General features: G+C 69.4%; 22 protein-coding genes and 2 pseudogenes. 9 read left to right on the top strand and 15 right to left on the bottom strand.

The annotated features are described in order from the left end of the window. Positions 1–47: 47 nt before the first annotated feature. Complete coding sequence (ligD, locus tag ACWDO5_RS07595) at positions 48–1,061, bottom strand: non-homologous end-joining DNA ligase (protein ID WP_450529259.1); 1,014 nt, start codon at positions 1,059–1,061, stop codon at positions 48–50. 55 nt (positions 1,062–1,116) lie between these two features. On the opposite strand from ligD, the gene ACWDO5_RS07590 reads away from it, so the two are divergent. The 3 genes from ACWDO5_RS07590 to ACWDO5_RS07580 all read left to right on the top strand — a co-directional run bounded on the left by ACWDO5_RS07590 (position 1,117) and on the right by ACWDO5_RS07580 (position 2,986). Beyond that, positions 1,117–2,193, top strand: coding sequence for an ATP-dependent DNA ligase (locus ACWDO5_RS07590; protein ID WP_450529257.1), 1,077 nt, complete (start codon positions 1,117–1,119; stop codon positions 2,191–2,193). Between the two features lie 97 nt (positions 2,194–2,290). After that, positions 2,291–2,608, top strand: coding sequence for a hypothetical protein (locus tag ACWDO5_RS07585; protein ID WP_450529256.1), 318 nt, complete (start codon positions 2,291–2,293; stop codon positions 2,606–2,608). Positions 2,609–2,728: 120 nt separating this feature from the next. Continuing rightward, on the top strand, positions 2,729–2,986 hold the full coding sequence (locus ACWDO5_RS07580; RefSeq protein ID WP_450529255.1) for a hypothetical protein: 258 nt from the start codon (positions 2,729–2,731) through the stop codon (positions 2,984–2,986). Between the two features lie 5 nt (positions 2,987–2,991). Here the strand turns inward: ACWDO5_RS07580 and ACWDO5_RS07575 are convergent, their stop codons facing one another. Beyond that, on the bottom strand, positions 2,992–3,945 hold the full coding sequence (locus tag ACWDO5_RS07575) for a GlxA family transcriptional regulator (RefSeq protein WP_450529253.1): 954 nt from the start codon (positions 3,943–3,945) through the stop codon (positions 2,992–2,994). Between the two features lie 201 nt (positions 3,946–4,146). On the opposite strand from ACWDO5_RS07575, the gene ACWDO5_RS07570 reads away from it, so the two are divergent. After that, positions 4,147–4,809 carry a DJ-1/PfpI family protein gene (locus ACWDO5_RS07570; protein WP_450529252.1) on the top strand — a complete coding sequence of 221 codons (663 nt, stop codon included), beginning with the start codon at positions 4,147–4,149 and terminating at the stop codon, positions 4,807–4,809. Then, positions 4,806–5,252: a hypothetical protein gene (locus ACWDO5_RS07565; protein ID WP_450529251.1), complete on the top strand. Its 447-nt coding sequence runs from the start codon at positions 4,806–4,808 to the stop codon at positions 5,250–5,252. Before ACWDO5_RS07570 ends, ACWDO5_RS07565 begins: the two co-directional genes overlap by 4 nt. Before the next feature lie 52 nt (positions 5,253–5,304). Here ACWDO5_RS07565 and ACWDO5_RS07560 read toward each other — a convergent pair whose 3' ends face one another. Next, positions 5,305–5,739: a YchJ family protein gene (locus ACWDO5_RS07560; protein ID WP_450529250.1), complete on the bottom strand. Its 435-nt coding sequence runs from the start codon at positions 5,737–5,739 to the stop codon at positions 5,305–5,307. A 115-nt stretch (positions 5,740–5,854) separates the two neighbouring features. Here ACWDO5_RS07560 and ACWDO5_RS07555 point away from each other — a divergent pair. Beyond that, positions 5,855–6,241, top strand: a pseudogene (locus ACWDO5_RS07555) (FAD-dependent oxidoreductase); the annotation flags it as partial. 56 nt (positions 6,242–6,297) lie between these two features. On the opposite strand, the gene ACWDO5_RS07550 reads toward ACWDO5_RS07555, so the two are convergent. From ACWDO5_RS07550 to ACWDO5_RS07500, 11 genes and pseudogenes are all read right to left on the bottom strand, one after another. Then, positions 6,298–8,106 (bottom strand): alpha-L-fucosidase, encoded by a 1,809-nt coding sequence (locus tag ACWDO5_RS07550; RefSeq protein WP_450529248.1) that lies wholly within the window; start codon positions 8,104–8,106, stop codon positions 6,298–6,300. Continuing rightward, complete coding sequence (locus ACWDO5_RS07545) at positions 8,103–8,327, bottom strand: hypothetical protein (RefSeq protein ID WP_450529246.1); 225 nt, start codon at positions 8,325–8,327, stop codon at positions 8,103–8,105. Before ACWDO5_RS07545 ends, ACWDO5_RS07550 begins: the two co-directional genes overlap by 4 nt. A gap of 2 nt (positions 8,328–8,329) precedes the next feature. Beyond that, positions 8,330–9,799, bottom strand: a complete 1,470-nt coding sequence (locus ACWDO5_RS07540) for a glycoside hydrolase family 28 protein (RefSeq protein WP_450529244.1) — start codon at positions 9,797–9,799, stop codon at positions 8,330–8,332. Positions 9,800–9,846: 47 nt separating this feature from the next. Further along, positions 9,847–10,740 (bottom strand): ABC transporter permease, encoded by an 894-nt coding sequence (locus ACWDO5_RS07535; RefSeq protein ID WP_450529242.1) that lies wholly within the window; start codon positions 10,738–10,740, stop codon positions 9,847–9,849. Next, the gene (locus tag ACWDO5_RS07530; RefSeq protein ID WP_450529240.1) at positions 10,740–11,657 is read right to left on the bottom strand and encodes an ABC transporter permease; all 918 of its coding nucleotides are present in this window, start codon (positions 11,655–11,657) and stop codon (positions 10,740–10,742) included. Before ACWDO5_RS07530 ends, ACWDO5_RS07535 begins: the two co-directional genes overlap by 1 nt. A 259-nt stretch (positions 11,658–11,916) precedes the next feature. Then, on the bottom strand, positions 11,917–13,035 hold the full coding sequence (locus tag ACWDO5_RS07525; RefSeq protein WP_450529238.1) for an ABC transporter ATP-binding protein: 1,119 nt from the start codon (positions 13,033–13,035) through the stop codon (positions 11,917–11,919). Then, positions 13,035–14,246 (bottom strand): ABC transporter substrate-binding protein, encoded by a 1,212-nt coding sequence (locus tag ACWDO5_RS07520; protein WP_450529237.1) that lies wholly within the window; start codon positions 14,244–14,246, stop codon positions 13,035–13,037. Before ACWDO5_RS07520 ends, ACWDO5_RS07525 begins: the two co-directional genes overlap by 1 nt. Positions 14,247–14,324: 78 nt before the next feature. After that, the gene (locus ACWDO5_RS07515; protein WP_450529235.1) at positions 14,325–15,326 is read right to left on the bottom strand and encodes a LacI family DNA-binding transcriptional regulator; all 1,002 of its coding nucleotides are present in this window, start codon (positions 15,324–15,326) and stop codon (positions 14,325–14,327) included. A gap of 317 nt (positions 15,327–15,643) precedes the next feature. Next, positions 15,644–16,444, bottom strand: a pseudogene (locus tag ACWDO5_RS07510) (SAM-dependent methyltransferase). A gap of 79 nt (positions 16,445–16,523) precedes the next feature. After that, on the bottom strand, positions 16,524–16,760 hold the full coding sequence (locus ACWDO5_RS07505; RefSeq protein WP_450529233.1) for a DUF397 domain-containing protein: 237 nt from the start codon (positions 16,758–16,760) through the stop codon (positions 16,524–16,526). Continuing rightward, positions 16,761–17,621, bottom strand: coding sequence for a helix-turn-helix domain-containing protein (locus ACWDO5_RS07500; protein WP_450529231.1), 861 nt, complete (start codon positions 17,619–17,621; stop codon positions 16,761–16,763). It lies immediately after the preceding gene. Between the two features lie 124 nt (positions 17,622–17,745). On the opposite strand from ACWDO5_RS07500, the gene ACWDO5_RS07495 reads away from it, so the two are divergent. From ACWDO5_RS07495 to ACWDO5_RS07485, 3 genes are all read left to right on the top strand, one after another. Then, a complete protein-coding gene (locus ACWDO5_RS07495) occupies positions 17,746–18,267 on the top strand; it encodes an ATP-binding protein (protein ID WP_450529229.1) in 522 nt (173 codons plus the stop codon). 53 nt (positions 18,268–18,320) lie between these two features. After that, positions 18,321–18,680 (top strand): hypothetical protein, encoded by a 360-nt coding sequence (locus tag ACWDO5_RS07490; protein WP_450529228.1) that lies wholly within the window; start codon positions 18,321–18,323, stop codon positions 18,678–18,680. A 64-nt stretch (positions 18,681–18,744) separates the two neighbouring features. Continuing rightward, positions 18,745–19,038 (top strand): hypothetical protein, encoded by a 294-nt coding sequence (locus ACWDO5_RS07485; protein WP_450529226.1) that lies wholly within the window; start codon positions 18,745–18,747, stop codon positions 19,036–19,038. A 75-nt stretch (positions 19,039–19,113) separates the two neighbouring features. Here the strand turns inward: ACWDO5_RS07485 and ACWDO5_RS07480 are convergent. Next, the coding region (locus tag ACWDO5_RS07480; RefSeq protein ID WP_450529338.1) for an adenosylhomocysteinase at positions 19,114–19,208 on the bottom strand (95 nt) is incomplete at its 5' end.

The raw sequence follows: 19,208 nt of genomic DNA, 5'->3' as shown, positions 1-19,208 counted from the left end.
CGGACCTTGCTCCGGACCTTGACCAACGAGGGGCCCCCTTCCCGCACCTAGGAAGGGGGCTTCTTCGCGCGGCTCGGCTGCACCCGCTTCGGCTCGCCCGGCATCTTGGGATAGTCCGGCGGGTACGGCAGGTCGCTCAGACCGTGGTCGCGCTCGTCCTTCGCGGCCAGCTCCAGCAGGCTGTCCAGGGAGAAGGCGTAGTCGTCCATGTCCGCGTGCACATCGCCCAGTTCGACATAGCGCACGGGCATGGTGGCGATGTCGAAGTCGAGCGGCGAGACGTCGTCGATCTCGTCCCAGCGCAGTGGCGCCGAGACCGGCGCGTGCGGGCGGGGGCGTACGGAGTAGGCGGAGGCGATGGTGCGGTCACGGGCGGTCTGGTTGTAGTCGACGAAGATCCGGGCGCCGCGCTCCTCCTTCCACCAGGCGGTGGTCACCCTGCCCTCCATGCGCCGTTCCAGTTCGCGGCCGACGGCGATGGCCGCGCGCCTTACCCGGGTGAAGTCCCAACGCGGTTCGATCGGCACGAACACATGGAGACCGCGGCCGCCCGAGGTCTTGGGCCAGCCGCGCAGTCCGTGCTCGTCGAGGACGGCGCGCAGCTCGTGCGCGGCCCTGACCGCGTCGGCGAAGTCGGTGCCGGGCTGCGGGTCCAGGTCGATGCGCAGTTCGTCGGGGTGGTCGACGCCGTCCCTCCGTACCGGCCAGGGGTGGAAGGTCAGACAGCCGAGGTTCGCCGCCCAGATCACGGCGGCGACCTCGGTGGGGCAGATCTCGTCGGCCGAGCGGCCGCTGGGGAAGGAGATATGGGCCGTGGGGATCCAGCCGGGAAGGTTCTTGGGGGCGCGCTTCTGGAAGAAGGACTCGCCGCCGACGCCGTCGGGGTAGCGCTCGAGGGTGGTGGGGCGGTTGCGCAGGGCGCGAGTGATCCCCTCCCCCACGGCCAGGTAGTAGCGGGCCACGTCCAGCTTGGTGAAACCACGCTCGGGAAAGTAGACCTTGTCCGGATTGGACAGCCGCACGGCACGCCCGCCGGCTTCCAGTTCCACCGCTGCACCCATGTGCGCCACGGTAGGCCGAGCGCGGATATGCCGCATATCGTGCAGAATCTGAAGCATGGATCTGCCCGTGATGCCACCCGTCAAGCCGATGCTGGCCAAGCCCGTGAAGAAGATCCCGCCGGGCATGCAGTACGAGGCCAAATGGGACGGCTTCCGGGCGATCGTCCACCGGGACGGCGACGAGGTGGTCATCGGCTCCAGGACCGGCAAACCGCTCACCCGCTACTTCCCCGAGCTGGCCGCAGATCTGCTGGCCAACCTTCCCGACCGCTGTGTCGTCGACGGCGAGATCGTCATCGCCCACGAGGGACGCCTCGACTTCGACCGGCTCACCGAGCGCATCCACCCGGCCGAGTCCCGGGTAAAGCTGCTCGCCGAGCAGACCCCCGCCAGCTTCGTCGCCTTCGATCTGCTCGCCCTCGGTGACGAGTCCCTGCTCGACACCCCGCTCGCCGAGCGCCGCGCCCTGCTCGCCGACGCGCTCGCGGGCGCGCGGGCGCGCGTGCATCTCGCACCCGCCACCACCGACGCCGCGCTGGCGCAGGAATGGTTCGAGCGGTACGAGGGCGCGGGACTCGACGGGATCATCGCCAAGCCGCTCGACCTGCCGTACCGGTCCGATGCCCGCCTGATGTTCAAGATCAAGCACGAACGCACGGCGGACGCCGTCGTCGCCGGTTACCGCCTCCACAAGAGCGGCCCCGTCGTCGGCTCGCTGCTCCTCGGCCTGTACGACGGCTCGGGCGCGCTCCAGCACGTGGGCGTCTGCGCCGCCTTCTCCATGAAACGGCGCGAGGAGCTGATCGAGGAGCTGGAACCGCTGCGGATGGATCCCCCTGACGGCCACCCCTGGGCGGCATGGGCGGAGGAGACCGCCCATGAGAGCGCCCGGCTGCCCGGCGCGCAGAGCCGGTGGACGGGCAAGAAGGACCTTTCGTGGGTGGCGCTGCGGCCCGAGCGGGTGGTCGAGGTGGCGTACGACCACATGGAGGGCGACCGGTTCCGGCACACCGCCCAGTTCCGCCGCTGGCGCCTCGACCGCGAGCCCGCCGACTGCACCTATACGCAGCTGGAGGAGCCGGTGCGGTACGACCTCTCACAGGTGCTGGCCCCTGAGGTGTCAGCTCCCTGATGGTGCGAGGGCCCCTTGCCCGGACTTCCGCTCGGGGGCGGTGAGGTGATCCCGCCCGCCGGCCATGGGCCGGGTCCGGGCGCCGGGTTCGCGGCCCGTGGCGATCAAGCACTTTGCGACCGCGGTCACTTCGGTCGCGGATGCGGTTGCGGTGACGGGCCGCCACCGTCAGTCACCGTCCTTGCGCCTCAGGACGGCCGATTCGGGGGCGCGGCCCACGTTCGCGTATCGTATGTCGGCGGTGCTGCCGGAGGTGGTCGGCGCCGTTGTCCCTGACAATGTCGACCGGGACCCGGCCGGCGAGATCACCGCGCTGTTTCGCCTCTTCGGATCCTTGCGTACGCGCATGGTCGGCCCCTGTTCGCGGCTCGCGGGCGGGGAGTTGACGGGACCTCAGCACTTACTCAACGGCTGATCCGGAAACGGTTGCCGCACAGATACATCCCCGCCGACGAATACGGAAGCTCGTCCGGTACGTATGGAGGGGTGGCCGCCGACCGCCGGCGCCCGACACAGAAGCAGAGAAGGACTACACGTGACCGCGTCGCCCCTGATCCCCGTGCCGATCCCCGATGGCGTCGCCGCGCTGATCGGGTCCTGCATGCCGACCCACATCCTGCAGGCGGAGATCGACGCCGAGTGCGCCGCGCGTGAGGTGTACCGGTTCCGCGGCCCGATGTGCGCCGCGGATCGGGCGGACCGGGAGCACGCGCTGTCCGCGCTGGCTCTGGCCAACAAGGTGCTGGCCGCCTACAACCCGCTGCTGATCCTCAAGCCGGGGCGCGCCCACTGACCCGCTCACCCCACAGACGAACCCTGGAAGGCGCGGCGGTAGGCGTGCGGGCTGGTGCCGACCTGGCGTTTGAAGCGGTCACGGAAGGCGGTCGGTGAGCCGAAGCCGACCTGGATCGCGATGCGGTCCACGGTGTGCGCCGTCGTCTCCAGCAGGTACTGAGCCTGGCGGATACGGGCGCGGTGCAGCCACTGCAGGGGTGTGGTCGCAGTCTGTTCACGGAAGCGGCGGTTGAGAGTGCGGGTGCTCAAGCCCGCCCGCGCGGCGATCTCACCGAGGGTGAGTTCACGCCGGGCGTTCTCCTCCATCCAGCGCAGCAAGGGTTCCAGCGTCGCACCGTCCGGGCTCGGCGGCTGTTCATGGACGATGAACTGCGCCTGCCCGCCCTCGCGTTCCAGCGGCATCACCGAGAGCCGTGCCGCGTCCGCGGCCACCGCCGAGCCATGGTCCCTGCGGATCATGTGCAGACAGAGATCGAGTCCGGCGGCGGCGCCTGCGGACGTCAGGAACTGGCCGTTGTCGACGTAGAGCACATCCGGGTCCACCTCGACCTCGGGGTGCAGGGCGGCGAGCGCCCCCGCTCCGAGCCAGTGGGTGGTGGCTCGCAGCCCGTCCAGCAGGCCGGTGGCCGCGAGGACGAAGGCCCCGGCGCAGATCGAGGCGATACGGGTGCCGCGGGCTGCCGCGGCCCGCAGGGCGTCGAGCGCCTCGGGTGGTACCGGCACGGTCGGGTCGGCGCAGCCGGGCAGGATGATCGTGTCGGCCTCGGCCAGCGCGTCCAGACCCCAGGGCGCGCGCAGCGTGAACGCGCCCGCGTCGATCTCGTCCGAAGGGGCGCAGACGCGGACCCGGTAGGCGAGCCGGCCGTCCGGCAGCCGGGTACGTGCGAACACTTCGAGCGGGGTGGACAGGTCGAAGGCGATGACGCCGTCCAGGGCGAGTACAGCCACGGTGTGCATGGCCATAACGTATGCGCTGACCGGTTTCCGGCTCAGGGCCCCCCACCTGGGCCGGCCTGTCGTCATCCCTCGTCGATCGCGCTGGCGAGAATCCGTTGGCAGGTGGCATTCATGCCACTGTCCCGCCACGTGCGGCGCTCAGTAGCGTCGGACCGGCGCCCCGGCCGGGGCTGCCCCTCCCTAGGCAAGGACTGGTGCCGGATGCTCGCCCAGATCGTTCTGTTCGACGGCTTCGACCCGTTGGACGTCATCGCTCCGTACGAAGTGCTCGGCGCCGGCGGCATGGTCGCCGGCGGTGCGCTCACCGTCGAGCTCGTCTCGGCCGAGGGCGTACGCGACGTACCCAGCGGCACGGGCCTGCTGTCGCTGCGGGCCGTCGGCGCGCTGGACCCCGAACGCGCCGACCTGGTGCTTGTGCCGGGGGCCGCTGGTCGTATCTCGGACGACGACGGCGATGACACCGTCCCGGCGATCCTCGGCCGGAGCCTGAACACTCCACTGCCCGGGCTGCTGAAGGCCGCCTGCGACCGCCCGGAACTCATCATGGCCACCGTCTGCGGCGGCTCCATGCTTCTCGCCATGGCGGGGCTCGTCGCAGACCGCCGTGCCACCACTCATCACCTGGGTCTCGACGCGCTCGCCGCGGCAGGGGTCCACGCGGTCGACGCCCGAGTTGTCGACGACGGCGATCTGGTGACCGGCGCGGGCGTCACCTCCGGGATCGATCTCGCGCTCTATCTGCTGGAGCGGGAGCTCGGGCCGCGCGTCGCGCACGCCGTGGAGCGGCTCTTCTCCCACGAGCGCCGCGGCACGGTCTGGAGTGCCCGCGGCGCCGTTCCCGTCCTCGAAGGCCGGCCGGCGTGACCAAGTTCCTGCTCATCGTTCACGTACTGGCCGCGATCATCGCGATCGGCCCGGTCACGGTCGCTGCCAGCGCGTTCCCCGCCGCCGTCCGCCGGGCCCAGGCCGAGCCCGACAGCGAAGGGGCGCTCGGTGTCGTACGCAATCTGCACCGCATCTGCCGTGTGTACGCCGTCGTCGGTGTCGTCGTGCCCGTCTTCGGTCTCGCGACCGCAAACAGCCTTCATGTCCTCGGCGACACCTGGCTGATCGTCTCGATCGTGCTCACCGCCCTGGCCGCCGGCATCCTCGGACTGCTGGTGCTGCCCGGTCAGAGCGCGGTCGTGGACGATCTCGGGGCCGTCGCGCCCGCCAGGCTCGCCATGTCCACGGGGGCGTTCAATCTACTGTGGGCGACGGTCACGGTCCTGATGATCGTGCGGCCCGGATCCACCACCGGGGCGTGACCCGCGCGGGCCACCGCATGCGTGCGACCTGGGGTGGTGCGCGCCCCCGCGCTCACTCCAGGAAGACGCCGTCGACGTACACCCAGGCGCCGCCATGCCGTTCGAAGCTGCTGCGCTCGTGCAGTTCGCCACGCTTGCCGTGGTGCCGGTAGCGGACGCGGAAGGTGACCGTTCCGGAGAAATGGAAGGGGCTGCCGTCCGTGGTCTCAAGGATCTCCAGCCCCTTCCAGTGCATGCCGGGGTCGAGTTCGAGGCGCGGCGGCCGCGTCGCGGGGTGCCAGGTGCGCAGCAGATACGCAGCGTCCTGGGCGACGAAGGCGCTGTAGCGGGAGCGCATGAGCAGCTCGGCGGTGGGTGCTGCGTGCTCGCCCGAGTGGAAGCGGCCGCAGCATTCGCCGTAGGCGGCGGGCAGCCCGCAGGGGCAGGACGAGGTGTCGGTGAGGGCGGGCGCGTGGCCGCGCCCGGAGCGGGAGCTGCGTCGGGACATGGGTCCATTTTCCAGCCATTGAAGGAATAGGCCCACGCGTGGCTTCCGGGGCCGTAGGGGATCTCCGTATGCTCCTGCGCCGGACGCGATAGTTACCGTCGGTAAGGGGTGGGGGATGGGCCGGGTCGGCAGCACACGACGCACCTTCATGGCGGGGGCCGCCGCAGCCGGCGGCACGGCAGCGCTGGCCACGGCGGGCACCGAGGCCACAGCCGCAGCCGCAGCCGCAGCCGCCGATTCAGCGGCGGACGGCCGCTCCCGGGCCGCGCAGTCCGTCGCCGTACTCGGCGGCGGGGTCGCCGGACTCACCGCCGCGCACGAGCTGGCGGAACGCGGCTTCAAGGTCACCGTCTACGAGCGCAGGGCACTGGGCGGGAAGGCCCGCAGCATGGACGTCCCCGGCAGCGCGAGGGGTGGCCGCCGGCCGCTGCCCGCCGAGCACGGCTTCCGCTTCATCCCCGGCATCTACCACAACCTGCCGGACAGCCGGGATCACACGCCGGATACGGAGGGCCGGTGTGCCCGGGACCCACCCCCGGGCACACCGGCATCCACCCCTCAGTGGTGGCCGTGGCTGCGCGGATACGCGTACCCGACCTGGATCTCGTCTATCTGCAGCTGCTTGTAGAACCGCGGCACTGTCTCTTCCGCCCAGGTGCTGTCGATCTCCAGCTTGAGGTAGCGCGCACGGACGCCGAGGTCGAGGAAGCGGGTCCCGCGAGCGCTTTCCAGGACGCCTGCCTTCACCTGACGCCAGGTCGCCCCATCGTTGCTCACCGAGACCGTGTAGTCCTTGATCCGGGCGGAGTCCTCGGCCCTGCCGAAGGTCTCCCGGTTGTACGTGGGGGACCATTCGCGCTGGTTGACGGCGAGGTACTGGGCATTCCTGACCTTGCCGAGGTCCAGGGTCAGCGCCGAGGGAAGGACGCCCTTGTTGTCGTAGTACGTCGAGAAGTCGCCGTCGGCAATCGCCGGCTCGCCCGCCTTGACCGAGCCTGTCGGGTAGACGCCCTCACGGTGCCGACCGGTGTCGACGGTGAAGACCGTGTCGTACGCGTCCCAGGCGCTGATGCCCTTGATGGTGAGGCTGCCGCCCTGCTGGTCGAAGGCCATGCGCTTGCCGGTGCGCAGGTCCGTGACGCGGTTGACGCGGTAGCCGTTGTCGCGGATCTTGACCTCGTCGCCGCTCGTCGGCCGGGTGGTGACATGGACGTACTGCCGGGTCCGGTCGCTCTTGCTGACCGTGAGATAGCCGTACGCGCCGTTGTTCCAAGCGCCCGGCTGCATCCCGCCGTACATATAACCGCCGCCCTCGACGCCGGAGAGGGATTCCCAGATCGGCGGTAGGTAGCCCTGCATGAAGTCGGTGAACTTCTGCTGCTGGGGCGGGAGTTTGCCGTTCACCATCGCGGTGAGGTCCATCAGGGACTTGATGGAGGTGCCTGCGTTGGCGACATAGCGGCCGACGTTGAGTGAGGTGGTGACCGGCCGGTCCTGGCCGTCGTACCACCAGGAGCCGGTGTCCGGGACCTTGTAGCAGGACTCTGTCAGCCGCGGCATCGGGGTCCAGATCGCCGACGGCTGGTCGTAGGGCGGCGTCATCCCGGTCTTCTGCTCATGGGACACCATGTCCATGATCGGAGTGTCCTCATTGTTGTTGCTGAGCGTCATGTCCGGGCGCTTCTCCCGGATCTGCTCGTAGAGCTTGTGCTCCTCCCAGTACGCGTTGTCGTTGTCGATCCAGAACCCGGACAGCTTCGGGTAGTTGGCCATGACCTCGAAGAAGTTGTCGTAACTGAACTCGCCGAAGCCCGGGCGCTGGGTGAGGTCCACGTCCTTGCCCTTGTAGGCGGAGTAGGCCTGGGAGTCGAGCGTCTCGATGCCCTGCTCGTTGTGCCACTGCGGGTCGTCGGTCATATAGAGGATGACCTTGAGACCCTGGGCATTGGCGGCATTGATGAGCTCGCCGAGGATGTCGCGCTCGGTGGAGCAGCTGCCGGGGATCTTGGACGGCCAGGGGCGGGCGTAGCCGAGGCGTGAGTGAAAGGTCGCGAGGACGATGTAGCTCGCCTTGAGCTGCTTCGCCGTCTCGACCCAGTAGTCGGCGCTCCAGCCGCCGTCGGTGACGGCCTTCTCCCACTCGCGGCAGTCCTTGTGTATGGGGCGGGTGAACATGCCCCAGTGCAGGAAGAGTCCGGCGGTGGCGTCGCGCAGCATCGCCTCGCGCGGCGGGTACTGCGCGGCGGCCTCGACGGCGGCCGGCTCGGGCCGGGGCTGGGGCTGGGCTGCGGTGGGAGCCGACAGCAGCAGCCCGCACAGCAGCGAGAGGACAGCGGTCCAGCCGACCCAGACGGTGCGGCGTCTCATGGGTACGTCACCTCGGTTCCGTTGACGAAGACCTTGCGGATGGTCAAGTCCCGTGCGGGACCGATGATGTTGGGGCTCGCCATATTGGTGAATTCGCAGCGCTCTACATGGACGCCGACGAAGGGATCGGACTCCAGACCCTCGAGGTTGATGGCGCGACGGGCCCCGTCGTGGACCATGTCCTCGAGGGTCGCCCAGCGCCGGACCTTCGCAATAGTCATGATCATGACACCTCAACCCCGTTGACGGAGACCTTGTGGAAGGTCAGGTCGTCGGTGAAGGCGATGGAATCGGGGCCGCGGACCTCGGTGAAGGCGCAGTGGGAGAGATGGACGCCGCGCAGCCGGTCCGTCTCGAGGCCGACCAGATTGAGGACCGCGCGTGCGCCGTCGATCTCCATCTCGGAGAGATTGATGTTCCGTACGGAGACGGGCAGCGTGCCGCCCTCGCCATCGTTGTAGTTCATATTGACGAAGGCGATTTCCCGCTCCACCGCGCGGCCGGTGAACTTACGCACGTAGACGCCGTCGATGAAGCTGCCGCGCTTCTTGCTCGCCTTGACGTAGAGCGGGTACTTCACCGGGTAATGGCCGGGGAAATCAAGGGGGTTGACCCGGCACCGCTCGGCGAAGACGTTCCGTACGCCGCCGGACATCTCGCTGCCGACCGTGATGCCGCCCCACCGGCCGGAGAAGGCGCAGTCCTGGACGACGATGTTCTCGCTGGGCACGCCGACCCGGTGGCCGTCCTCGTCCCGCCCTGACTTCACAGCGACGCAGTCGTCATTGGTGTTGAAACGGCAACCGGTGATGTGGACGTTGCTGGACGCCTCCGGGTCGCAGCCGTCGGTGTTGTAGAGGATGCTCTCGACGGTGATGTCACGCACCGTCACATTGGTGGAGAGAACCGGATGAACGGTCCACATCGGCGGGTCGACGATCGTCAGATCGCTGACGAGCACATTGCGGCAGCGGTTGAACTGCACCATTTTCGGCCGCAGATAGTGGCCGCCGCCGAAGACCCGGTCCTTGACCGGTACGCCCGAGGAGCCCATCTGGCGCAGCAGCTTCTGGTCGGGGCCCTGCAGGCCGCTGGTGCGGTACCAGCTCTCCCACGGTCCGAGGCGGGCCTGGCCGTCGAGAGTGCCGCGGCCGGTGACGCCGACGTCGTGCTGTCCGTAAGCGTAGATGAAGGGCGAGTAGTTGTAGCACTCGGTGCCCTCCCAGCGGGTGAGCACGGCGGGCAGGAAATCGGCCGGGTCGGGGCTGAAGGCGAGGGCGGCGCCCTCGCCGACATGCAGGTCGACATTGCTGCGCAGATGGATCGCGCCGGTGAGGAACTTGCCCGGCGGGACCACGACATGGCCGCCGCCCGCCCGGTGACAGGCGGCGATGGCGGTGCGTATGGCGGCGGTGTTCTTCGTCAGCCCGTCCCCCACCGCGCCGAAGTCGGTGATGTCGAAACACCGTCGGCGGAACTTCGGCGGGCGGATACGGGCGAGAATGCGCGGGACTTGGCTCCAGCCGTCAGCCGCGGTGTCGGCGGTCGACGCGGCGGCGGGGCCCGCGGCGACCGTGGGCAGCAGCGTGCCCGCTGCCAGCAGCCCGCCCGCTTTGAGGGCCGAGCGGCGCGAGTGGTGCGAGTGGTGCGAGTGGTGCGAGTGGTGCGAGTGGTCTGTATTGTCCGGATGCATGGCACATCACCTCTCCATCGGGTGTGGGGAAAGGGGCGCGGGCGAGGTCAGCGGGCGGTCCGGTCCTCCTTCACCCGGGTCACCAGCTGAGTCGGGTTCACAAAACGCAGCGCGATCACCAGCAGCACCAGCATCGACAGCGTGTACATCACGGCCATCGCGTCGATCGACTGCTGGGTGCGGATGCCGGCGGAGAACACCGCGTAGTACAGCGCCACGATGAGGGTCTGGCTGTCGGGGCCCGCGGTGAGGAAGGTCAGCTCGAACATGCCGACCGTCCTGACCAGCACGAGGACGGAGGCTGCGAGGATTCCCGGCACGAGCAGCGGGGCCAGGATGCGCAGCAGGACCGCGCCGGTCCCGGCCCCGCACATCCGGGCCGCCGCCTCGATCCGCGGGTCGATCTGCTCGATGAACGGCGTCATCGTGAGCACCACGAAGGGCACCGACGGCACCAGATTGGCGAGCACCACGCCGGTCAGCGTGCCGGCCAGCTGGAACTTGTAGAGGACGGTCGCGAGCGGAATGCCGTACGTGATCGGCGGGACCAGGATCGGCAGCAGGAACAGCAGTAGCACCAGCCGCTTTCCGGGAAAGTCGCGCCGGGCGAGTGCGTAGGCGGCGGGCACGCCGACGACCACCGAGACGGCGACGACGAGTACGGAGGCGAGGGCCGTGGTGAAAAAGACCTGGCCGAGGGAGAACTCCCGCCAGGCCGATCCGTACCACTTCACCGTCCAGCCGTCCGGCAGCCAGCTGGTGAACCAGCGGGTGCCGAAGGAGTCGACCAGCGGTACGCCGACGACCCCGGCGAGGTTGATGAAGAAGAAGCCGAAGACGAGGAACGTCACCCAGGTGACGGGCCGTCCGAAGCGGTGCTTCGTACGCTCGGGGTCTTCAGGTGCGGTGCGATGATCGCGCGTGTCCAGGACGTCTGCCATCAGCCCTTGCCTCCCGTGGAGCCGCGGTAGAGCATCGAGCGCCAGGCCAGCACCAGGATCACGACCACCATCATCACCGCGGCCATCACCATCGCGATCGCGGAGCCGAGGGAGTAGTCGAACTTCTGGAAGGCCGCCTGGTAGGCCTCGATCGAGATCACATGCGTACTCCCCCGCGGGTCGCCGACGAGCTGCGCCGACGGGAAGACCGCGAAGGCCAGGACGAACGAGAGGCAGAAGGTGATCGCAAGCCCCGGGGCGAGCAGCGGCAGCATCACATGGCCAAAACGCTGCCGCCGGTTCGCCCCGAGCGTCGCCGCCGCATGCTCGAGGCTCGGGTCGATGCCGGTGAGATAGGAGAGCGTGAGCAGATACGAGAAGGGGAAGCCGGTGATCACCAGCGAGGCGAACACGCCCCAGTAGTTGTGCACAAGGTTCAGCGGCTGGTCGATCAGGCCGGTGCCCAACAGAGCCTTGTTGAGCCAGCCGTTGGGGCCGAGATAGCCGAGCAGGCCCTGTGCGGTGAGGACCGTGCCGAGGGTGATCGGCATGACGAGCATGGTGGTCATCAGCCGTCGGCCGCGGAAAGGACCGCGGGTGCGGAAGGCGACGGGGACGGCGGCGAGGCAGTTCACCAGGGCGACGGGCACGGCGAGTTCGAGGGTGATCCAGATCGTCTCGCGCAGATACGGGTCGGAGAAGAACTCCCGGTAGTTGGCGAGCGCGCCACCGCCCTCCTGGGGCTGGAAGGAGAGCTGGAGCCCGTAGAGAAAGGGGTAGCAGAAGAGCAGTACGAGAAAGAGCGCGCCGGGAATGAGGAGGAGCAGCGTCCGGTCGACCCCGCGCTCGGCGAGGCGGTGCCGCAGCGCGGGCCGGCTGTCTCGACCAACGGGCGGCGCGGGTGCGCGGGTGGTCATGGGGTCCCCCCTGCGGGGCCGCCCGCCGCGGCGGCGCTGGGGCGCGGGCCTGACCGAGGCAGCGTCGCCACGCCACACCGACAGGCAGCCGCGGGCGCCGACCGCACTGCGCCCAACGCAGTTGGGCCCGGCCCGCGCGGACTGGCACTCGGTACTCGTCGGCGGGTCGGCACCAGCCGCGGATGGGCCTCACCGCGTCCGGCGGCGAGACGGATACCCGGCCCCCGCCCGCGAGCCGGGTCCCGCAGTGGCCGCGCGGTCATGACGTCACCGCCTTCTGGCGCGGTACATCCCTCACCGGCTCGGCCGGTTGCGCGCCCTCCGGGGCGAAGACCAGCACTCGCTCCGGCGCTGCCGCCAGGTCCACCCGGTCGCCCGGGGCCAGCCTGCCGGCCGTGCGGAAGTGGACCTGCTGGCCGTCCGACAGCCGTGCCTGGACCGCGAGTTCACGGCCGTGGTACTCAACAACCTCGATGCCCGCCGGAATGCGCCCGGCGGCGTTCTCGCCCGCGACGTCCAGGTCCTCCGGACGTATCGCCGCGATGCCGGGGCCACCCGCCGGGAGGGAGTCGCGATCGAGGCCCGTCAGCCCCGCGTCCGCGAGCCGGAGCGAGAGCGTGCCGCCGGCCGTCGCGGTGACCGTGACGTCGAGCATGTTGCGGTAGCCCATGAAGCCCGCGACATAGCGGTTCGCGGGCCTGCCGTACACCTCCTCGGGTGTGCCGACCTGCTGCATGAGCCCGTCGCGGAGCACGACGAGGCGGTCGGCGAGCGACAGCGCCTCTTCCTGGTCGTGGGTGACGTACACCGTCGTCAGCCCGAGACTCTGGTGGAGCCGCCGGATCTCGGTGCGCATCTCCAGGCGGAGCGCGGCGTCCAGGTTGGACAGCGGCTCGTCCATCAGGACCAGCCGCGGCTCCAGGACGATCGCGCGGGCGATGGCGACGCGCTGCTGCTGCCCGCCGGAGAGCTGGCCGGGCCGCTTGTGGGCGTGTTCGGTCAACTGGACCATCTCCAGCGCCCGGTCCGTCCGTCCGGCGATGTCCGCCTTCGGCACCTTGGCCATCTTCAGGCCGAAGGCCACGTTCCCGCGCACGGTGAGGTGCGGGAAGAGCGCGTAGTTCTGGAAGACCATGCCGAAGCCGCGGCGCTCCGGCGCGACATGGTCGATGCGTTCGTCATCGAGCCGGATCGCGCCGCCGGTGAGCGGCAGGAGCCCGGCCAGGCAGTTCAGGGCAGTGGACTTGCCGCAGCCGGAGGGCCCAAGGAGGGCGACGAACTCGCCGCCCCTGATCTCGAGTTCGAGATCCCGCAGCGCCGCGTGGCGGCCGAAGCTGCGGGAGACCTTGTCCAGCCTGAGCATCGAGAACCTGGACATCAGCGACCCGCCACCTCGCGGTTCCACATGTCGAACGCCTTGACCTGCTGCTCCGCCGGCAGCGAGGGCTTCTTCGGGAACTGGTCGATCCACCGGTCGAACTCCGGGACACCGAACTCCTTCAGCACCTTCTGGGACTTCTCCGGCGCCATCGTCAGCGGCACGTTCTTGACCGCGGGGCCGGGGTAGAAGTACCCGTCGTCGTACGCCTTGGCCTGCTGCTCGGGTGTGAGCATCCACTTGATCAGCGCGAGCGTCGCGGACATGGTGTCCGCGTCGACGCCCTTGGGGACCACCGCGTACTGCGCGTCGGTGACCCACGTCATCTTGTCGAAGTGCCCGGCCTTCATCTTCTTCGGCACGGTGCCGAGCGCCCGCGGGTTGATGTACCAGCCGGTCGTCGACAGCACCATGTCGTGCTGGCCGGACGCCAGGTTCTTCATGGTCTCGGTGGTGCCGGAGCCATAGACGCCGACATACTTGTCGAGCTCCTTGAGGTACGCCCAGGTCTTGTCCCAGCCCTTGACCGGGTCGCCGGGGTCCTTGTCACCGAGCAGATAAGGCAGGCCCATCAGGAAGGTGCGGCCTGGGCCGGAGTTGGCCGGGTCGGCGTACTGGAACTTCCTGGGGTGCGCCTTGGCCCAGGCGAGCAGCTCCTGCGGGGACTTCGGCGGGTTCTTGACCTTGTCCGGGTTGAACTCGATGAGCGGGCCGGAGGGGTAGTAGACGATCGCGGTGCCATGGCCCTGCGCAAGCTTTTGCATCTCGGCGGCGGGCTCCAGATAGTCCGGCGTGCCGATCAGCGACTGTTGCTCAGCCATGGAGCTCCACAGCTTCTGCGAGAGTCCGGCGGCCAGACCGTCCGTCCCGGTGAGTACGAGGTCGATCTGGACGCGGCCGGCCTGCTGCTGCGCCTTGATCTTGCCGGCCAGGTCGGGCGCCGGGGCCTTGGAGTAGGTGACCTTGCTGACGATGTCCGGGTGCTGCTCGACGAACTCGTCGATCATGCCCTGGGTCAGCTGGAGGTTCCCGGCGACATCCAGGACGTCGAGCGTCACCGGCTTGGCCGGCTTCGCCGGGATCTTCTGCGGGGTCTTGTCCTTGGACTCCGAACTCCCGGAGTCGGGTGCGCCGCAGCCGGCGGCTGCCACCGCGAGCAGCAGTCCCGCGAGCGCGATCCTTGCTGAACGGTGGCGCAGTGGACGGGACATGGCGACTCGCACCCCTCTGGTGAGATAGCGCTTACTCGGCCTTGTGCCCGAACAAAGTCCACCCCGCCAGGAGCCGTGTCAAGAGAGTGCGCCGGTGGAACCGCGAACGCGCAGCTCAACGGGGACAGTTGCGGGCTCGATGTCCTCGTCGCCACCCATGATGCAGCCGAGCGCCTCACCCGCGATCTGACCCAGCTGGTCGCGCGGTACCGCTACCGTGGTCAGCGGGGGCGCGGAGAAGCGGGCCATGTCGATCTCGTCGAAGCCGGTCAGTGACATGTCGTCGGGCACCTTCACGCCCAGCTCGTAGAAGCGGGCGAGGACGCCGAGCGCGACGAAGTCGTTGTACGCGATCACGGCCGTGGCGCCGCTCTCCAGGGCCGCGGGGGCCGCCGCGTACCCCTCGTCGGTGGTGGACCCGCAGGGCACCGCGTGCACTTCGAGGCCGAAGGCCTCCGCGCCCGAAAGAGCGCGCAGCCGTTCGCCGTTGGCCCAGGCGTGCTCCGGGCCCTCGAGGTAGACGACCTTGCGGTGGCCGAGCTGGGCAAGATGGCCGCACAGGGCCATGATCCCGCGGAAGAAGTCCACCGTGATCGAGTGCAGCGCCAGGCCCGCGACCTGTCGGTTGGTGACCAGCATGGGGGTGCCGCGGCCCGCGAGCGCGGCGAGGTCGGCGCGCGGCATCCGGGGCGAGCAGAGCAGCAGACCGTCCGCGTAGTGGATCAGGTCCTCGGTCAGCTCCCGTTCCACGTCCGGGTCTTCGTTGGAGTCCATCACCAGGACGCGGCTGCCGGCCTCGCGGGCCACGATGGAGACCGACTTGATGATGTCGTGAAAGTAGGGGTTCGCGAGATCGGGGACAAGCACACCGATGGTGCCGGAGCGGCCGCGCGCCAGGCCCTGCGCGGCGGCGCTCGGCCGGTAGCCGAGATCACCGATGGCCGTCCTGACCCGCTCTGCGAGGACGGGGGCGACGGTGTCCACGCCGTTCAGGACGCGGGAGACGGTGGCGACGGAGGCCCCGGCCTCCCGTGCGACATCGGCGATCGTGACCCTTTTCGCACGCTTCGAGGCAACCATCAGGACGCCCTCCTTTGGCACGCACGGCTGAGAAACCGGTTTCTCGCCCCAGGAAAGTAGCAGAGCCCGAGGCCGGCCGGACCACTCGCCGCCGAGCGGCTGGCCGCCGGCTGTCCGACCCTGCCGTGCGGCCGAAGTTCTGACCACCACAGGCGTCGCCGAGACCGACGTCGTCGAGCATGGGGGTGCCGATCTGGGCCACGCGGACGGCATGCACTGCCGCTAGGGCAAGGATCAACCGCAGGCGAGACGTCCGGAGAAGGAAGACGCCCCTGGCCGCAACGGGAGACCCTCAGCAGGGCTCAGGAGACTCGCACTTATGCCTTGCGGGCGACGCCCGCGTACCCGGGGATCGGATCGTCGCTCTCGGTCCGCACCGCTTCGCCCAGTTCCGGATGCCAGTCGGCGGCCGGCGAGACGCCGGGCTCGAAGCCGTCGAAGAACCGCGTGAACTCCTCGCGGGACCGGGGGCGCAGGGTCAGACCGCGGGCGCGGTACATCTCGCGGGCCTTCGCCGCGCCTTCAGGGTCGAAGTCGCCCGTGACGTGGGACACCACGAGGTAACTGCCGGAAGACAGTTCGCCCATGAGCCGGCCGAGCACCTCGTACGCCCCGTCCTCGTCGTCGACGAAGTGCAGCAGCGCGACAAGGGATAGGGCGACCGGCCGGCTGAAGTCGATGACCTTCCCGGCACGTTCGAGGATGGTCTGCGGATGGCGTGCGTCGGCCTCGATGTACTCGGTGGCGCCCGCGGGCGTGCTGCGCAGCAGGGCGTCCGCGTGGGCCAGCACGATCGGGGTCGTTGTCGCAGTAGACGACGCGCGAGTCGGGGGCGGCCTGCTGGGCGATCTGGTGGAGGTTGGGCTCGGTCGGTATGCCCGTGCCGATGTCGAGGAACTGGCGTACGCCGTTCGCGCTCAGCCAGCGCGTGGCACATTGCATGAACGCCCGGTTGACCCGGGCCAACTCGCGGCCGCGGGAGTCGAGGGCGAGCAACTGCCTGGCCATCGCCTCGTCCACCGGATAGTTGTCCTTGCCGCCGAGGAACCAGTCGCACACCCGGGCCGGATGCGGCTTGCCGGCGTCGATCCGGAGGGCGGCGCGTCGTGACCGGTCATCTCTCGCTCCACAGGTCTCGGTGGTGAGGGGTGAGGGGTGAGGGGCAGCTGAGCAATCAGGTGCGGACCACGTTCGGAGTCAGGTGAGCAGGAAGTCCGCCTGGCCGGACTTGGCTCCCTCGATGAACGCGGCGATCTCGCCGGAGGTGTAGATCAGCGCGGGGCCGTCCGGGTCCGCGGACTGGCGCACCGCGACCCGGCCGTCGGCCAGCTTCATGGTCTCGAAGCAGTTGCCCCCGTTGCCGCCGCTCCACGGCTTGTGCCAGCCCTCGCTGCCCAGCTCCGCGGCCGGCATGCCGTTGTATATGTGATCCATTCATAGCTCCTCGCGGAGATCCTTGAGGATCTCCTTCGTGCGTTGTGCAGTCGCGGCCTGAGCCGCCATTCGGTCCAGAACCTCCAGATGTGAAGCGACCTCGGGGCGCGCGTCGAGGTAGACGGCGCCGGTGAGGTACTCGCTGTAGACCATGTCCGGGAGCTCGGGGACAGCGAACCGGAAGAGGACGAACGGCCCGTAGGTGCCGGGGTGGTGTCCGGTCGCGAACTCCGCGATCTGCAGGGTGACATGGGGCAGCTGGGTCCCTTCGAGCAGCCGGTCGATCTGCGCTCTCATGACGCCGGGGCCGCCGACGGGCCGGCGGAACACCGTCTCGTCCATGATCACCCACAGCTTGGGTGCGTCGGGGCGGGTGAGCAGGGCCTGGCGTTCCATCCGCAGCGCCACATGACGCTCGATATCGGCCGGATCGGTCTGGCCGACGGCTCCGCCGCGCATGATCGCGCGGGCGTAGTCCTCCGTCTGGAGCAGACCGGGCACGAAATGCGGCTCATAGGCGCGGATCAGGCCGGCCGCGCCCTCCAGGCTGACGTACATACTGAACCAGCCCGGCAGAACGTCGTGAAAGCGCTGCCACCAGCCGGGCTTATTGGCCTCCTCGGCCAGCTCGATGAAACCGCGCGCCTCGTCGTCGGTGATCCCGTACGCGTTCAGCAGCAGCTGGACATACGGGATCTTCAGCGCAACCTCGGCGTTTTCCATCCGACGGATGGTGCCCGCGGCAACGCGAAGGACCTTTGCGGCCTCCTCGCGCCTGAGTCCGGCTCGCTCCCGCAGGTCGTGCAAGCGCTTGCCGAGAACGACCTGCCCCACTGTGGGGGCGGACCGCGGTTCACTCACTTCGAGACCTCCGCACGTGCTGTTGCGAGCAGTGTGCCACGGCCTCGCAGCGATGAATATGCCCACTCTGGATTTTTCAGAGTGGGTCTTGCCAAGGTGTCCTTTGCAGCGGGAGAGTGGTCGGGTGAATCGTGACTCGCTCACTGCCCAGCGATTGGACCCGTGTTCGGGGGCCGACCACCACCGATACGGCTTCGAGCTGCCCGCTCGTGCCGAATTCGTCGGCCGGGCGAGAAAGCTCACCCGCGAGCGGCTCCACTGCTGGGGCATAGGCGGGGATGTTCACGACACAGCGATGCTCGTCGTCTCCGAGCTGGTCACGAACGCGGTCGTGCACACCGACGGCCACCTGGTCGCCTGCGAACTCCTCAACGGCGCGGAGCGGCTGCGCATCACCGTGCAGGACCAGGGAGCCGCGCCCACGGGCCCGCACGTCTGCCACCCCGTCGAGGGGGAACGCGGGCGCGGACTGCTGCTGGTCGAGGCCGTGAGCAGCGCATGGGGCGCGTACGAGTCGAAGCACGGGAGGGGCCGCATCGTCTGGGCGGAGCTGCCGCGCGCTGAGCGGGCGCACGCGGACCTCCCGTCCGGAGCGGACGTTCCGTTCGGGACGGACTTTATGCCGGGACCGGAGAGGCTGTGCTGAAGGGCCCGGCGACACTCCTCTGGCGGAACAGCCGGCACCCCAGCGAGGCCCGGATGACCCGGCTCGCACTCCCGCCCGCGCTTTCGGCCGATCTGGGCTGCGACGCTGTGGGCATTCCCGCGCGGTACGGCTTGGGGCTGCTCGGGCGGCTGCCGCGGAAGGGCTGTGTCTTCGTCGGCGACGACTGGTGGTGGTGGATCGTACCGGCCGGCTCGGACCTGGAGCTGACCTGGCCGCTGCCGTCGCACTACGCCCGCGGGGCGTACGTACCGGCGACCAGCCCCCGCCTCATCCGCCGGCCCGACGACACCAGCCCCTACACTCCGCCGATCCCGCTCTACCTGATGGCCTGTCATCTCACCGGCACCGCTCCGCTGTGGAAAGCCGGCGTGGGCAGAGCCCGCAGCGCGTGAGCGCGAGCGAGGAGCGTGTCGGCCCCGGCAGTCAGCGCCGGGACGGGACGCTAGTCTTCCGAGCATGTCAGAAGCCAATTCGAGCCCGGAACGGCAAGGGCTCACACCACGTCAGGCACGCGGCGTACGGATAGCTCTCTCCGCGATCATCATGATCGCCGTGGGCGTCACCCTCGTGCTGCGGCTCGGCAGCACGCACTCGGTGCTGACCATGGGCTTCTACGGCATCGCGCTGATCCTCTGCGGCAGTGCTCTGGTCCTCAGCCGACAAGGGCGTACGCGGGTGGCCACCGCGGTTCTGGGGGGCGGAGTCGCGGTGGCCGTCGTCGCCGAGTGGGCCGTCGCATCCATGCGCTGAATGGGTCAGGCCCCCGCCCGGGGGATGGGCGGGGGCCTGGTCTTGGGGGCCGATCAGCTACTGCTCAACAGCCGATCAGTAGCGGTAGTGGTCGGACTTGTACGGGCCCTCGACCGGGACACCGATGTAGTCGGCCTGCTCGGGGCGGAGCGTGGTCAGCTTCACGCCCA

The organism is Streptomyces sp. NPDC000880 (assembly GCF_053599675.1).
Note: the sequence above shows the minus strand (reverse complement) of the source record. Positions and strands in the feature narration are given on the sequence as shown.